11 protein-coding genes are annotated in these 14,700 nt (G+C 61.8%); 4 read left to right on the top strand and 7 right to left on the bottom strand.

Translation table 11 applies throughout. The features are described 5' to 3' along the window. Positions 1 to 28: 28 nt before the first annotated feature. Positions 29 to 325 (bottom strand): DUF2849 domain-containing protein, encoded by a 297-nt coding sequence (locus tag AO692_RS08715; RefSeq protein ID WP_054309669.1) that lies wholly within the window; start codon positions 323 to 325, stop codon positions 29 to 31. Beyond that, on the bottom strand, positions 322 to 1,773 hold the full coding sequence (gene cysG / locus AO692_RS08710) for a siroheme synthase CysG (RefSeq protein ID WP_054309668.1): 1,452 nt from the start codon (positions 1,771 to 1,773) through the stop codon (positions 322 to 324). The genes AO692_RS08715 and cysG overlap by 4 nt, the downstream gene beginning before the upstream one ends. A 535-nt stretch (positions 1,774 to 2,308) precedes the next feature. Between cysG and ybaL the strand changes: the two genes are divergently transcribed. Further along, positions 2,309 to 4,105, top strand: coding sequence for a YbaL family putative K(+) efflux transporter (gene ybaL, locus AO692_RS08705; RefSeq protein WP_054309667.1), 1,797 nt, complete (start codon positions 2,309 to 2,311; stop codon positions 4,103 to 4,105). Between the two features lie 147 nt (positions 4,106 to 4,252). Here ybaL and AO692_RS08700 read toward each other — a convergent pair whose 3' ends face one another. After that, entirely contained in the window at positions 4,253 to 6,115 is a 1,863-nt protein-coding gene (locus AO692_RS08700) for a chloride channel protein (RefSeq protein ID WP_082407266.1), read from the bottom strand. 65 nt (positions 6,116 to 6,180) lie between these two features. Here AO692_RS08700 and AO692_RS08695 point away from each other — a divergent pair, with 65 nt between their 5' ends. Beyond that, complete coding sequence (locus tag AO692_RS08695; protein ID WP_162839658.1) at positions 6,181 to 6,636, top strand: MarR family transcriptional regulator; 456 nt, start codon at positions 6,181 to 6,183, stop codon at positions 6,634 to 6,636. Positions 6,637 to 6,681: 45 nt separating this feature from the next. Here the strand turns inward: AO692_RS08695 and AO692_RS08690 are convergent, their stop codons facing one another. The 3 genes from AO692_RS08690 to AO692_RS08680 form a co-directional block, all read right to left on the bottom strand. Then, on the bottom strand, positions 6,682 to 8,910 hold the full coding sequence (locus AO692_RS08690; protein ID WP_054309666.1) for a transglycosylase domain-containing protein: 2,229 nt from the start codon (positions 8,908 to 8,910) through the stop codon (positions 6,682 to 6,684). Between the two features lie 174 nt (positions 8,911 to 9,084). Further along, positions 9,085 to 10,212, bottom strand: coding sequence for a glycosyltransferase (locus AO692_RS08685; RefSeq protein WP_054309665.1), 1,128 nt, complete (start codon positions 10,210 to 10,212; stop codon positions 9,085 to 9,087). 8 nt (positions 10,213 to 10,220) lie between these two features. Further along, complete coding sequence (locus AO692_RS08680) at positions 10,221 to 11,780, bottom strand: GumC family protein (protein ID WP_054309664.1); 1,560 nt, start codon at positions 11,778 to 11,780, stop codon at positions 10,221 to 10,223. A gap of 175 nt (positions 11,781 to 11,955) precedes the next feature. Here AO692_RS08680 and AO692_RS08675 point away from each other — a divergent pair, with 175 nt between their 5' ends. Further along, positions 11,956 to 13,245, top strand: coding sequence for a VpsF family polysaccharide biosynthesis protein (locus tag AO692_RS08675; protein WP_054309663.1), 1,290 nt, complete (start codon positions 11,956 to 11,958; stop codon positions 13,243 to 13,245). 45 nt (positions 13,246 to 13,290) lie between these two features. Here AO692_RS08675 and AO692_RS33650 read toward each other — a convergent pair whose 3' ends face one another. Next, positions 13,291 to 13,794, bottom strand: a complete 504-nt coding sequence (locus AO692_RS33650) for a hypothetical protein (protein WP_244483296.1) — start codon at positions 13,792 to 13,794, stop codon at positions 13,291 to 13,293. Between the two features lie 42 nt (positions 13,795 to 13,836). Between AO692_RS33650 and AO692_RS33645 the strand changes: the two genes are divergently transcribed. Further along, complete coding sequence (locus AO692_RS33645; protein ID WP_244483295.1) at positions 13,837 to 14,640, top strand: hypothetical protein; 804 nt, start codon at positions 13,837 to 13,839, stop codon at positions 14,638 to 14,640. Positions 14,641 to 14,700 lie beyond the last annotated feature (60 nt).

The following is a 14,700-nucleotide window of genomic DNA, read 5'->3' as shown; positions in this document are numbered from 1 at the left end:
CGGGCACCGAGGCGCCCGCTTGTCGTGATCAGGCCGCCTTCGGGCGTGCCTGTTTGCCGAGATCATTGCGGTTGGTAGGGCCGGCGGCACGGATCCTCTCGCGCAGGCGCAGCGGATGAATGACGCCGTCGACGACATCGACGTCGATCAGGTTGACGTCGACCACTTCGTTGGCAGCCAGCGAGGCGGCGCCGATCGCTTCCAGGCGCTCCTCGGCCGCCTTGTCGGCAGCGAGCTCCGAGCTGTCGATCGTCTCGGCCCAGGCGCCACCGGCGTACCAGACGGCCTCACCATCGGTGAGACGGTTCGCGGTGAGAATCTTCATGATGCTGCTCCCTGGACGGCCAGTTGATCGGCCTCTTGGTGCTTGCGGGCCGCGAGGGGCTCGGAACGGTCGAAGTTGGCGCCGGCGACTGCATCGCCGATGATGGTCATGACAGGACCGACCAGATCGCTGCGTGCCTCCAGCGACGGCAGGTCGGCCAGCGTGCCATGGAAACGACGGCGGTTGGTCAGACTGGCATTCTCGACGACGGCAACCGCCGTATCAGGTGACAGCCCGGCCTCGATCAGCCGGCCGGCGACGTCGGCAGCGACGCTGCGACCCATATAGACAGCGACCGTGGCGCCAGAGATCGCGAGCCTCGCCCAGTCCGGCAGTGTACCGCCCTTGAGGTCGTGGCCGGTGGTGAAGACCATGGAAGAGGTCACGCCGCGCAAGGTGAGCGGCAATTCGAAGTCGGCGGCAGCGGCGAAGGCCGCGGTAACGCCGGGCACCACTTCGTAGGAGATACCGGCCTCGCGCAGCGCCGCCATTTCCTCGCCTGCTCGGCCGAACACCAGCGGATCGCCGCTCTTCAGCCGCACCACACGCCGCCCTTCGCGGCCGAGCGAAACCAGCAGGGTGTTGATTTCCGCCTGCGACTTGGAATGGCACCCCTTGCGTTTGCCGACCGGCAGACGCTCGGCATCGCGGCGGCCCATGGCGACGACAGCTTCCGGCACCAGCGCGTCGAAAACGATGACGTCAGCTTCCATGAGAAGGCGTTGGGCGCGCAGGGTCAGCAGATCTTCGGCGCCCGGTCCGGCACCGACCAGCGCGATATGGCCGCTGTAGACTTTGTTGGAAAGCAGCAGCTTGGAGGCGGCGTCATGGGCAGCCGACAGATTGCCGGCTTCCACCGCGCGCGCCGGCGAACCGGCAAAGAAATCCGCCCAGAAGCGGCGACGGCGATTGCCCTTGGGCAGGATACGCTCCGCCGCGTCACGGAAGGTTGCGGCAAGAGCTGCCAATGGTCCGAGCGAGGGCGACAGCAACTGATCGATGCGGGCACGGATCATCTGCGCCAGAACCGGGCCGGCGCCCTCCGTGCCGATAGCGACGGCCACGGGTGCACGGTTGACCAGCGCGGGCGTAAAGAAATCGCACAGTTCCGGCCGGTCGACGGCGTTGACCGGAATATTCAGCGCGCGCGCATCTTCGGAAACCTGACGGTCGAAGGTTTCCTCTCCGGTCGCAGCGAAAACCAGCGCAGCCCCGGCCAGATGCCCGCTGCGATAGGCTTCGGCTACGTGGCTGGCACCGTTCTCGGCGATCCAGGTGCGCAGCGCCGGTTCCACGTGCTCGGCGATGATGAGCAGATGGGCGCTCGACTGGCCAATCAGCCGTGCCTTGGCCAGCGCTTCCTCGCCGCCGCCGACGATGACCACGGCTTCGCCTTCCACCCGCATGAAGACGGGAAAGGCATTGAGCTTGGACGTGGCATGCGGCATTGCGGTAAGACCCTGAACAGGCTGGCATTTCTACGCGCATGCGGGAAAGATCAGAAGAAACGCACTCGCGCTCCTTCGTTTTGGATGCAATCTCTTTTCTGAAAGCAGCAGGGGCTGGAGAAAAATTTTTCTCTCGACGGCAAAACGAGGCCGGCAATGCCAGCCCATTTCCATTCCGGCCGATCTTTTAACCGCCGCTCGCCTTTCCAGCAAAACACATTTTTCTAATTTCTATCTATTTAGTAGAATTAAGCACTGGAACACCGAACGGCCCCCAGACACCGCAAATCGCCCTACCCGCGCATTTCACATGCATTTCAAGGACCTCGTGGGGTTGCACGGCATCGTCGCCATCCCCATAGTGGAATAAGGCGGCGGCTCAGGGCGACGCTCATCCAACATCGTTAGAGCGCTGCGCGTCCATTGGGGGATGCAGGGACGCTCTAACATTTTAAAGCTGCGCATCGTGCTTTCCGAAAATCGGTTCCGATTTTCGGGCCGATACGTTGGAACCAAGAAGGGCGCTCCATCGACCATGCCGCATGACACACCCCTTATCGCAACCATCGTCGTCGGTCTGGGGTTGGCATTCGTCTTTGGCGCCATAGCCAATCGCTTCCGCATTCCGCCTTTGGTCGGCTATCTGCTGGCCGGCATCCTCGTTGGTCCCAACACGCCAGGCTTCGTCGCGGACCAGGGCCTCGCGCTCGAGCTCGCCGAGATCGGCATCATTCTCCTGATGTTCGGCGTCGGCCTGCATTTTTCAATGAAGGACCTGCTTTCCGTGCGCGCCATCGCGCTGCCCGGTGCGGTGGTGCAGATCGGCTTTGCCACCTTGCTCGGCTGGGGGCTGGCCTGGATGCTCGGCTGGTCGCTCGGTGCCGGTCTGGTGTTCGGCCTGGCGCTTTCGGTGGCCAGCACCGTGGTGCTGCTGCGCGCGCTGCAGGAGCGCCGGCTGGTCGAGACCGAGCGCGGCCGCATCGCCGTCGGCTGGCTGATCGTCGAAGATCTTGCCATGGTGTTGACGCTGGTGCTTTTGCCGGCGTTGGCCGGCGTGCTCGGCGGAGTGGACCAGGCGCCCGCACCTGGCGGCCTCTATGGGATGACCGCCGACTACGGCGTCTGGGGCGTGGTCGGCGTCACCCTGGCCAAGGTCGTCGCCTTCGTGGTTTTGATGCTGGTGGTCGGCCGCCGTGTCATTCCCTGGGTTCTTCATTATGTCGCCCATACCGGCTCGCGTGAACTGTTCCGCCTGGCGGTGCTGGCCGTGGCGCTTGGCGTCGCCTTCGGCGCGGCCAAGCTGTTCGGTGTTTCGCTGGCGCTCGGCGCCTTCTTCGCCGGCATGGTGATGAGCGAATCCGAGCTCAGCCATCGCGCCGCTGAGGAATCGCTGCCGTTGCGCGACGCCTTTTCCGTGCTGTTCTTCGTTTCGGTCGGCATGATGTTCGATCCTTTCAGCGTGATGCAGCACATCTGGCCGGTGCTGGGGACGCTCTTCATCATCGTCATCGGTAAGTCGCTGGCTGCTTTCGCCATTGTGCTGCTGTTCGGTTATCCGATCGCGACGGCACTCATCATTTCGGCCAGCCTTGCGCAGATCGGCGAGTTTTCCTTCATCCTGGCCGAACTCGGGGTCGGCCTGAAGCTTCTGCCCGAGGAAGGCCGCGACCTGATCCTGGTCGGCGCGATCCTTTCCATCATTCTGAACCCGGTGATGTTCCTGCTGGTCGATCGGCTGAAGCCGTGGCTTGAGCAGCGGCGTGGCGCCGATGGCGCGGCGGTCGCCACGGCCCCGATCGGCCCGGCAACGACTGTCGGACAGGTCGCGACCACGGGCGAGAAGCCGGAAGAGGACGATGCCCCCACCCCCACAACCCAGACCAACCACACGATCCTGATCGGCTACGGCCGTGTCGGCAGTCTGGTGGGCGCGGCACTGAAACAGGCCGGGGAGCCATTCCTCGTCGTGGAGGACGCGGACAAGACGGTGGCGCGCCTGAAGGCGGACGGCATCGAGACCGTGACAGGCAACGCCGCCAAGGAAGACGTCTTCGCCGCGGCCAACCCGACATTGGCCAAGCGGCTGATCCTGGCCATTCCGAATGCCTTCGAGGCTGGCCGCATCGCTCTCCTCGCCCGGGCCGCCAACCCGACGATCGAAATCGTCGCCCGCGCCCATTCCGATGCCGAAGTGGAACATCTGGAAGGACTCGGCGCCAACACGGTTATCATGGGCGAACGTGAAATCGCGCGCGGCATCGTCGAAGCCGTGCTGAAACCGGGACCAGACCAGCAGAGCGAAACCACGGTCGAGCCAGTGCCGGCTGCCTAAAGCAGTTCCAGCAAAAGTGCGGAGCGGTTTTGCGTCCGGAATTGCGCAGAAACAAAGCGTTGGAGCGCCGCGCGTGCTTTCGGATGCGCAATCGACGCTCCAGTAATATCCCGTATGACCTTTCCGAAAATCGATCCGATTTTCAGGTCATGCGCGAGGGCTGGCGGTTTCCGGCTTCGCAGTCTTACGGCCATGCTGCCGCACCAGCAGCCGTGAACGGTCGCGTTCCTCGGCGACACGCCGCGCCCTGGCAGTCAGAAGATCCTTGCGGGCGACCAGACCGACCAGCTTGCCTGCGGCGTCGATCACCGGCACACGACCGATCCCGTTTTCCGCCATGCGGTCCGCCAAGTGACCGACCAACTCGTCCGGCCTGCCAAACAGCGGTTCCTCGACAAGCACATCGCCAAGCAGAGATTCCCGGTCAACCTCACCGCTCTCGCTGAGCCAGGCCAGAACGTCTCCCCGCGAAACCATCCCCACAACGATCCGGTCCGATGTGATGACAGGATAGCTCTTGTGGCGATGATCGGCGCTCATGAAATAGTCGATCGTCTGGCCCACGCTCCAGGATGCGTCGATCGCATCCGGTTTCACCATCACATCCTTCACCCAGGCTTGTTCGAACGGATCGGCTTGATATTCGCGCGTGATGTGCAGGCCACGGCGCGCGATCTTCTCGGTCAGGATGGACCGTTTGAGCAGGAGCACGGTTGTGGCATAGGCTATCGCGCAGGCAACCAGCAGCGGCAGCAGCGCGTGCTGGTCTCCCGTCAGTTCGACCGCGAAAAGCGTTGCCGTCAAAGGCGCGCGCATCGTGCCGCCCATCATGGCGGCCATGCCGAGCAGCACCCAGAAACCGTTGTCGGCCTGCGGCAGCAGAGGTGTCAAAAGCGCACCCAGCGCGCCGCCGAAGATCAACAACGGCGCCAGAACGCCGCCGGACGTGCCCGAACCCAGCGCCACTGCCCAGATGATGGCCTTCACGACAAGAAGCAGAAGGGCCGCTTTGAAAACAAGGTCTCCGGCCAGCAGATGGTGGATGTTGTCGTAGCCGACGCCCAATGCCGCCGGTTCGATCAGGCCGCCAAGACCGACCACGAGACCACCGATCATCGGCCACCACATCCAGTGGATCGGCAACTTCTGGAACAGATCCTCCGTGCCATAGACCATGGCCGTGAGCAACCCCGAACCCAGCCCCATGGCGAGCCCAACCACCATCCATGACAGAAAGGCCGGCAGCGAGGGGGTCATCTGGCCCGCATAGGCAAACAGCGGCGCCGGATCGAGCAACAGCGTGCGTTCAGCCGCCGCAACCGTCGCGGCGACGACCACCGGCAGGAAACTTCTCGGTTTCCACTCGAAAAGCAGAAGCTCGACCGCCAGCAGCACCGCGGCAAGCGGCGTGCCGAAGATCGCCGTCATACCGGCAGCCGCGCCTGCCACCAGCAGCGCCTTGCGTTCGCTGGAACTCAGGTGGATCGTCTGCGCGATGAGCGAGCCGACGGCGCCGCCCGTCATGATGATCGGGCCTTCCGCGCCGAACGGACCACCGGTGCCGATCGAGACCGCCGAGGAAAGCGGCTTGAGCAGGGCAACCTTGGCGCTGATGCGGCTCTGGCCGATCAGGATCGCTTCGATGGCCTCGGGTATGCCATGACCGCGGATTTTTTCTGAGCCGAAACGCGCCATCAGGCCGATGATCAGGCAGCCGATTACTGGCACGGCAACCATTCCCCATCCGAGGGGTGAGCCTGCAATCGGCAAGGCCTCCAGTGAGAAGCGGCCATAATAGGCGATGTTGGTGCAAAGTGTGATCAGTCTGAGCAGGAGCCAGGCGGTCCCCACCGAGGCGGTGCCGACGACGACGGCGATGGCCATCAGCATGAGCACACGGGCATCGGCAGTGAAGTCGCCCGGCCTTGGCACGGAGTGCCTGGACGAGAAATGCGGCCGGTGTCCCAGCGCGACGCTGGCTGGCTTATGGGTCTCGGTCGATGTAGGCATGATGACAGTGCTGTTGATGAATTTATATCGCACTACGATATAAATTCTCGAAAGGGAATGACCCGGTGATCAAAAAACCGAAAGCAGGCTCGGGACGTCCGCGTTCTGGCGGCTCGCAAAGCGTCGACTATCGCTCTCTCGCCGAGTTCCGTTATGCGATCCGCAGGTTTCTTGCCTTCAGCGAAGCAGCGGCAAGCAAGGCGGGCCTGACGGCGCAGCAGCACCAGGCGCTGCTTACGATCAAGGGCGTGGGCGAGGCTGACGGCTTGTCGATCGGCGATCTGGCGACACGGCTGCTGGTGCGGCAGCACACAGCCGCGGAACTCGCCAATCGGCTGGAGGAAGCGGGCCTCGTGCGCCGCCGGTCTGATCCGAACGACGGCCGGCGGGTGCTGCTGACGCTCACACCGGAAAGCGAAAAACGCCTGCAATCGCTTTCCGATATCCATTTGGACGAAATCAGCTCTATGGCGCCACAGCTGGTGTCCATTTTGGCGAAATTGAGCAACACCCGTGCGTAAGAGATGAGCTAGCGCGACCGCGCTTTTCCGAAACCTAACGACGCCTCAGCCTCCGCTCAGGATATCGAAGATCGAGGTGCTGCGCTTCTTGGTAGGCCCGCCGACATCGCCCGGCGGCACCGGATGATCGATCGAGGCGGTGCTGCCATTGTCACGCGGCATGGCAGCACTGTCGTCCTGAACCTGTTGACGCACCGCGCGCGCGGGCTGATCGGCCGAGGCAGACGGCACGCCTCCCGGAACGGGCGCCGGTGGTGTGAGGTCCGGGGGAATATCGTCCTGCACGACGGTATCGGCTGGCGTCGAGCGCCAGGTGCCAGGCAGTGGTTTCACCGGAACGCCCTGATGCGCGGCCATCATGAATTCATGCCAGGCCTGCGCCGGCAATGCGCCGCCGGTAACGTTCTTCATCGCGGTGCCATCGTCATTGCCGAACCACACGCCGGTGGTGAGATTGGCGGTGTAGCCAACGAACCAGGCATCGCGCGAATTCTGGCTGGTGCCGGTCTTGCCGGCGGAAGGCCAGCCGAAAGCGGCTTTTTTCGCGGTGCCGACCTCGACGGTGCCCGACATCATCGAATTCATCATGCCGATGATCTCAGTACGCGCCACGCGCGGCGCCGAGCCTTCGTTGGCTTTATAGAGCACCTTGCCGTTGGTGTCGGTAATGCGGCGCACGAAATGCACCTCTGGCCGGAAGCCGCCATTGGCGAAGGGGACGTAGGCCGAGGTCAGTTCCAGCGGCGTCACTTCCGAAGTGCCGAGCGCGATCGCCGTGTTGTTCTGCAAATCGGACTCGATGCCCATGCGGTGCGCGGTTTCAACGACCGCATCGGGGCCAACTTCCATCGTGAGCTGCGCCGCCACCGAATTCAGTGATTTGGCCAGGGCCGTCGCCAGTGTGACCTTGCCGTAATATTTGCCCTTGAAGTTGGCTGGCGTCCATTTTCCGATGCGGATCGGCGCGTCGTTGCGCACGCTGTCAGGCGTGCGGCCGGCTTCCAGCGCCGTCATGTAGACGAAGGGCTTGAAGGCCGAGCCGGGCTGTCGCCGTGCCTCCGAGACGCGGTTGAACTGGCTGGTCGAATAGTCGTAACCGCCGACCATCGCCCGCACCGCACCGGAGTTGTCGATCGACACCAGCGCTCCCTGGGTGACATTGAGTTTCTTGCCCTTCGCATCGACCAGTTCGCGGATCGATTTTTCAGCGAGCTTCTGCAGCGTGAGGTCCACCGTCGTTTCCACGACAATGTCGCCGCGCACGTCACCGATCAGGGTCGGAAGTTCTTCTACGATGGTGTCGGCGACATAGTTTTCCGAGCCGGTCCAGTAGGATGGCGCGCGCACCGCGGGGGCTGCCATCGCCGTCTTCAGTTGCTTGTCGCTGATCATGCCCTCTTCACGCATGGCGCCCAGCACCAGCTGAGCGCGGCGCTCGGCCGCCTTGGGATCGCGCGCCGGCGAGAAGCGCGACGGCGCCTTGAGCAGGCCGGCGAGCAATGCCGCTTCCGAGAGCGTCACGTCACGCGCGCTCTTGCCGAAATAGCGGCGCGAGGCCGCTTCGACGCCATGCGCGCCGGAGCCGAAATAAACCCGGTTCAGATACATTTCGAGGATCTGATCCTTGGTGTGCTTCTGCTCCAGCCAGATGGCGAGCAACACCTCCTGCACCTTGCGCTCCAGCGTCCGGTCCGGCGTCAAGAACAGGTTCTTGGCCAACTGCTGGGTCAATGTCGAACCGCCCTGCCGCAGGCTGCCGCCGATAAGGTTGGTCACGACCGCACGGGTGAAGCCGATCGGGTCGATGCCGTAGTGTGAATAGAAGCGCCGGTCTTCGATGGCGATGACGGCTTCGGGAATATAGCGCGACATCTCGTTGAGGCCGACCGCCTCGCCGCCACTCGCTCCCCGATTGGCGATCAATTGGTCATCGACATCGACGATCTTGATATTGGGCGCCCTGTCCGGAACCGACCATGTGGTGGCCGCCGGCATCTTGGCGCCGTAATAGACGACGACGCCGGCACCTGCGATGCCGCCCCAGATGGCAAGCACGAAACACCAATAGAGCAGCCGTCCGAACAGGCCGGTCTTGCTGCGCTTGCGCCGGCTGCCACGAGCCGACTTCGCTTTGCTCGCGCTGCGTTTGCTGGAGGATTTACGGTTTCCCGGCACGACGCGGTCCTCTTCCCGCACCGAGAATCCCGTGGAAGAAGCCGTTTGCGACGGCCCGTCGAAGCTGGGCTCGATGCGTCTGTCCCTGCGGTCCGCCATGCGCGCTGCCGATAGTCCCGATGCCGATGGCGCTCCGATGAAGACTAGATGAGGCGGTTTAAAGGCGGGTTAACCAGCGCTTGAAACAGCACCATTTCCGCTCATTCGCGATCAGGCGTCGGAGAGTTAGGCGCTTTCCAAACAGCTTGCTGTCGCGATTCACCGAGCAGCGGATCACTCCCGCAGCAGCGCCTCATAGAGATCTCCGATCTTCCCGACCTCGAAATCCGCCGCCCTGCCTGCCAGGATCTGGGCGGGTTTCGGCCGATCCAGCATCTCGGCCATTGCATTTGCCATCGCCGTGTCGTCGCCTACTGGCACCAGGGTTCCGAAACGGCCATCCCCAAGAATCTCGCGCGGGCCATGTGGTGCATCCGTGGAGATTACCGGGACACCCGCTGCCATGGCCTCGACCAGGACATTGCCGAAGCCCTCGCTTGTCGATGAAAGAACGAACAGATCGGTTGCCGCATAGCAAGCTGCGGGATCATTGACATAGCCCGCAAAGAGCACGTCGGAGCCTATGCCGATTTCCTGCGCATAGGCTTGCAGCTCTGCCGCCAGCGGCCCTTCACCGAAAATGACAAGACGAGCCCGACGGTCGACGCGCAGCGCGGCGAAAGCTCTCAGCAAAGTCCAATGGTCCTTGACCGGAACGAGGCGTCCCATGGTGGCGATGACCGGACCATCGCCCATCGCCTTCAACTGGGCCTGCCAAGCATGGGAATGCCCTGCATGGGAATGCCCTGGGCCCACAACGGTCGGTGGCAGCGGGTTGTTGATGACGACTACCTTGGATTTGGGAAAGCCTCCCGCCACAAGATCCCTGCCAACGCCTTCCGATACCGCGATGACCCTGGTTGCGCGTGCCGCCACCGATCTGGAAAGATGGTGTGCCAGTCTGGCGCCGAGCCTGTCGGACGAAAGCGAAGCGGCGGCATGGAAGCTCGGAAAGAACTTGGCCCGGCTTCTTGCCAACAACAACGCCAACGCCATCAGCAGATTGGCGAATTCGGGCGCGCTGAAGACCGCATCGGGAGCGAGACGCTTGAGCAGGCGTGCGCCTTGCACGACGCCCTTCAGTGTTTTCGCCTTGCCATAACCTTCGTCTCGAATGGCAAAACCGAGGTCGATCAGGCGTACCGCGGGCGAGCGCAAGGCGGCATTCGGTCCTTCGGCATTCCAGGTAAAAAGCGTGACGTCGTGTCCGCGGGCGGCGAGTTCATTTGCCATGAGGACAAAGACACGCTCTGCGCCGCCGCCTCTTAGGCTGGCGATGTGGAAAACAATGCGCTTTGCCATGCTGTTTTTCAGGCGCGGGCTGCGCCAACTTTCGAATTGTTTGGAGGGCGGCGCATGTCACGTATGATACCCCAGGCGATAGCGAGGAACATGCCGAGAGCAAAGCCAGCTACCGCCCCCAACACGATCATGATCGAGGTACGGGGTGGCCACGAGCGCCCATTCGGCGGCACCGCCATGGAAATCACCTGGACATTCGTGGTGTCGATCTGCTCGCGTTCGGTGATCTGGCGCGCACGGGAAAGGAAGCTCTCATAGATCGCCGACTTCGATGCTGCATCGCGCAGAAGCTCGCGCAGGGCGACTTCCGATTCATTGTCAGTGAAAACCCTGCCTTTGAGATCATTCATTTTTGCATTGAGCGAAGCCAACGCTGCTTTGCTCCTGTCGAGATCGACTTTTGCCTGATCGACAGAGCGGCTGAACTCGGCTCTGAGCTGCGCGTCGACGGTCGTCAATTCCGTTTTGAGACGTACGATCGTTGGATGGCGAGGGCCAAACGTCATGGCTTGCGAATCGATTTGCTGCCGCAGGCTGTTTGCCCTTTCGCGCAGCGCCGCAAGCGTTCCTGAAGTCTCGGGAGCGGAACGAGTTCCGTTGACGCCCGAGGCGACCAAGGCATCATAGTTCGCCTGCGCGGCGACAACACGCGATTGCTCCTCGACAAGTTGGGTATTGAGCTGCGTCATCGTTTGAGAGCTGACGAGCTGGCCATTGCTGGAAGACAGACTGTGGCTGCGTCTGTAGGCCTCGACTTTTTCTTCGGCCGCCTGCACATCGTTCCTGAGCTGGCCCAGCCGTGCGTCGAGAGCGGCAGCGGCACGGCTTGCACCGGAAGCCTCGGCATTGGCCAGTTCTTCCTGGAACGTCTTGGTTATGGCCTGCGATATCTCGACGGCTTTGTCCGCAGTTTGGGCCGATACAGAAAGCGTCGTCACGAACGACTTTTCATCCCCGCTGGTTTTGACCTTCTGCGCCAGGTTTTTCAGCGCGGTAAGTTTCGGGTCGGGCTTGGCGTCGTTGGCTTTGCCGCCACTTCGGCTGGCATCAAAGAATTCTGGATCGTCGGTGAGGTCGAGCTCATCCACCACGCGTGAAAGCACACTGCCCGAGGTCATGATACGCTGCTTGCTGCGCATGCTCAGGATCTGTCCATCGACCTGCCCCGATTGAGGGTAGAGATCGTTCTGGACAACCTGCAAATTGGCGGGGTTGATCAAGATGTCGGTAGTGACGGTATAGCGTTGCTTACCCAGCAGCCCATAGGCTCCCCCGAGGACACCGCCGACGATTGCCAGTAGAAGAGCCATCACAAGGCCCGCGCGCAGCCACACAAACAGACGCCGAAAATCGAGTTCCAAAAAGGCCCCGATCTTGTCGAGCGTCACCGTTGCGACTGGTTCTTTGGCAGCCGTCACCTCCTTCGAAGGTGACGTGAGCGCGGATGCCACGGGTGAAGCACGTTGTTGCAGCCCTGCTCCGCTGGCACGCCGCGCATTTTCGATCCGTTCATAAGGGCTGATACCGCCGGCCGCCGCGGACGTTGGGGGGCGGGAACCCGCAGACATGTGTTAACCCTTGTAATTCTTCACCATACGTAGCCTGCTTACCGAAACATCGTTAACATTTTATTTTCCATGTTTGCATATAGATTGACCAATCCGGCATACCATGACGATCCGGCGAACCCTTGCGGATATCGGTGGCCAGATGTCGTGTGAATATCCCTATTTAGGATAGGCTATGAGCAGCCTGACTGCCGGATCGGAACAGTTATCCAGCCGGGCGCGCCGTCAGAATGCGCTGTCGCTTCTGTTTTTCCTATGCGCGGCCTTTGCACTCCTGATCCGCTTCACCGTACCGCCGCAGTTGATGAACATGGTGGTCAACTATACGGACGAGGGCGGGCCTTTCTACGCAAAACTCCATTTCGGCACCTATGCCATCTTCTTGCTGACCCCGCTTGTTCTTTTCAGCCGGCCCTTTCTGCTGCGCGGCGACGAAATTGGAATATTCAAGGCGTTGCTCCGTTATTCAGTGCTGGTTTTGGCACTGGTGCCCTACCTGTTTGCTGCCGGTCGCGCCGGTGCGTCCGGTTTTGTGGTCGACACATATCTGGTGGCAGGCGCCGCGGGCTTGATGATGCTGGCCTTGAACCCGCAAGCGAGACGGGCATTGGGCGATGTGGTCCTCGTAGTGCTGATCCTGAGCGCCGCAATAGGTGTTGTTGAAGTCATGATCCAACATCGTTTTCTACCCTTCACCGAGAATGAACCGGAGTTCAGGCCAATCGGATTGGCGGGACACCCCCTGGCATTGGGGGGGCTCAGCGCTATCGCAATAGGCTTCGTGGCGTCGACCCGCTGGCGCATATGGGTGCGGGTGCTTTCGATCTTGATATTGTTCGTCGGCATCGCGGCGTCGGGCGCGCGCACTGCCCTGATCCTCACAGTTGGTGAAATCTTCATTCTCCTGTTGTTCGTGCGCTGGCCGCGTTTGACGCTCGAACATCAGCGGCAGGCCAAGTTCGTCGTGCTGGTGTTCGCCGCGATAGCTGGAATGGCGATGATCGCTGTGCTGTTTTCCGCCGGTTTCCTGAATCGGTTCAGCAACACGATCTTCGACGCAAATTTCATGGCACGGGTGACGATCTACCAGGTTTTCGGGCTCGTCAGCTGGAAGGACATTCTGTTTGGGATGGACGCCAACGACCTATTGAGGATTGTGAATGAGCAGTTGGGGCTACCCCACATCGAGAGCGCTCCGGTGGTCTTTGCCCTGTTGTTCGGCATTCCCGTAGCCATACTCTTCTTCGCATTGATACTCTGGTTCATCTTCAGGTTGCTGCACGACGTGCCTCTACCAGCCAAGGTCGCCACCGCTGTATTCTTGCTTGCCTCGCTGTCAAACAACGCCCTGTCTTCGAAAACGCCCGACGTGACGATTTTGGTGGTGTTGTTGATTGCCTCCAGAAAGCCACCAGACGTTTCGCCTTCGGTTGCCTTCGAACGGGCGCGCACTCAATCCGGCTGATGCATTTCGCAGGAGGAACTGCCGGCTTGGGAACGGCGGAAAAATTTAGCCGGCGCTGTCTATGACTTCGACACGCCCTGCGCGGTTGAGCGTATGAATGCCGGCGCGTGCCCACGCTGACCCCGGACAGATCGGGCGAGGCGAGGAAAAACGGACATCGTTATCGTCGAGCTGCTCCAGGCTCATCAGGCCAAGACCGCCGCCATAGGCGCGTGAGCCGTCTTGAACGGGCAACACCTGAGTTGCGCCGCGGCGAATGATAGCGCCGCCGGGACGGGCCGCAGAGTGATCGACGGCGATGGGATTGAGCGCATGGCCAATCCATGGTCCTCGCAGTGAGGGCGCACCATAGACAGCCAATGTGTCCGAGGCGCTGCCATAGCCGTACCGTTCTGTTCCCAGCAGCCAGAAACGACCATCGGATTCGAGCAGTGTCGCGTCATTGAAATCACTGTCGGGGATCAGCACCGTGTCGCGTACCCACCGGTCGGGAAACCGCACGGCACGATAGAGCACGACTTCGCGCGCCGAACCGCTCTCGGGGATCATGAAAACCTCGCCATCGTGGGCGAATACCTGCGGATATGACAGGTGGTGCCCTTCTTCGAGCACGAGCCGCGGAACCCCGAACTTGCCATCAGCATGGAGTTCTGCGACGGAGATTACGCCGCGACCCGTCGCATATGGAAATTCCTCGACAAACAGATAGTGGCGGCCATCGCGCTCGAAAACAAAAGGGTCAGCGTAAAAACGTTCGCCATCATCCGGAAGAACCGTGAACGGCGAACCGTCGATCCTCCCGGTTTCGGCGATTCCAGGTCCATCGATCAGCCGATAGGCGACCTGCCAATAGAACGGACGCCGTCTCTGCCTGAGTTTCTCTACGGCGCGATTGACCAAGCCTTTGCAGAAATATGGCCCGGCGTGCCGAACAAAACCGCCATTCTTCAGAGGGGGCTGCGCGCTATCGGCAATCGGCTGGAGCTTGCCCCCGAAAAAACGGGCGACGCTTTGCATAATCAGCGATATAGCGCCGGCAAGCAGATTGTTGCTGGTCCGAGAAAGCCAGAACCTGTCCCCGAGCATGGGGCGAGCCCGTGCCACAACAACGCCATCGAGGCGAGCGGCAAGTTCAGGCAGTTGCCCGCTTGCCAGCATTGTGTTGATGCCGGCAAGAAAAGTGCCTTGACCGCAAAACTCCAGCTGCAGGATCGGTGTCGCTTGTCTCGTTGCACTGCCGGTGAGATCGATGATGAGATCGGGAGGGCCGCGATCAATCGCCGGAAGCGGCGCGACGCGAGTCGCCAGAGAGGGACCAAAGCGCCAGCTTTCGATCGCCAGAACAGCATCGAATGCGCGAGTACTCGGTGCCGCTGCCGATGTGCGACGGTATGAAACGACGTGGCCCGCCGCTTCCAGCCGCACAAAAAGCTCATTTTCCCAGCGCCGAGACAT

The sequence above is a fragment of the Mesorhizobium sp. 1M-11 genome (assembly GCF_001303895.1).
Lineage (GTDB): Bacteria > Pseudomonadota > Alphaproteobacteria > Rhizobiales > Rhizobiaceae > Mesorhizobium.
The sequence above is the reverse complement of the archived record's forward strand: the minus strand, read 5'-3'. Positions and strand labels throughout refer to the sequence as shown.

Bases quoted from the DNA above. Each gene is read 5' to 3' on its own strand.
- AO692_RS08700 (WP_082407266.1), bottom strand. From the start codon at position 6,115: ATGCCTACATCGACCGAGACCCATAAGCCAGCCAGCGTCGCGCTGGGA.
- AO692_RS08680 (WP_054309664.1), bottom strand. From the start codon at position 11,780: ATGTCTGCGGGTTCCCGCCCCCCAACGTCCGCGGCGGCCGGCGGTATC.
- cysG (WP_054309668.1), bottom strand. From the start codon at position 1,773: ATGCCGCATGCCACGTCCAAGCTCAATGCCTTTCCCGTCTTCATGCGG.
- ybaL (WP_054309667.1), top strand. From the start codon at position 2,309: ATGCCGCATGACACACCCCTTATCGCAACCATCGTCGTCGGTCTGGGG.
- AO692_RS08690 (WP_054309666.1), bottom strand. From the start codon at position 8,910: ATGGCGGACCGCAGGGACAGACGCATCGAGCCCAGCTTCGACGGGCCG.
- AO692_RS33650 (WP_244483296.1), bottom strand. From the start codon at position 13,794: ATGATCCCCGAGAGCGGTTCGGCGCGCGAAGTCGTGCTCTATCGTGCC.
- AO692_RS08685 (WP_054309665.1), bottom strand. From the start codon at position 10,212: ATGGCAAAGCGCATTGTTTTCCACATCGCCAGCCTAAGAGGCGGCGGC.
- AO692_RS08715 (WP_054309669.1), bottom strand. From the start codon at position 325: ATGAAGATTCTCACCGCGAACCGTCTCACCGATGGTGAGGCCGTCTGG.
- AO692_RS08675 (WP_054309663.1), top strand. From the start codon at position 11,956: ATGAGCAGCCTGACTGCCGGATCGGAACAGTTATCCAGCCGGGCGCGC.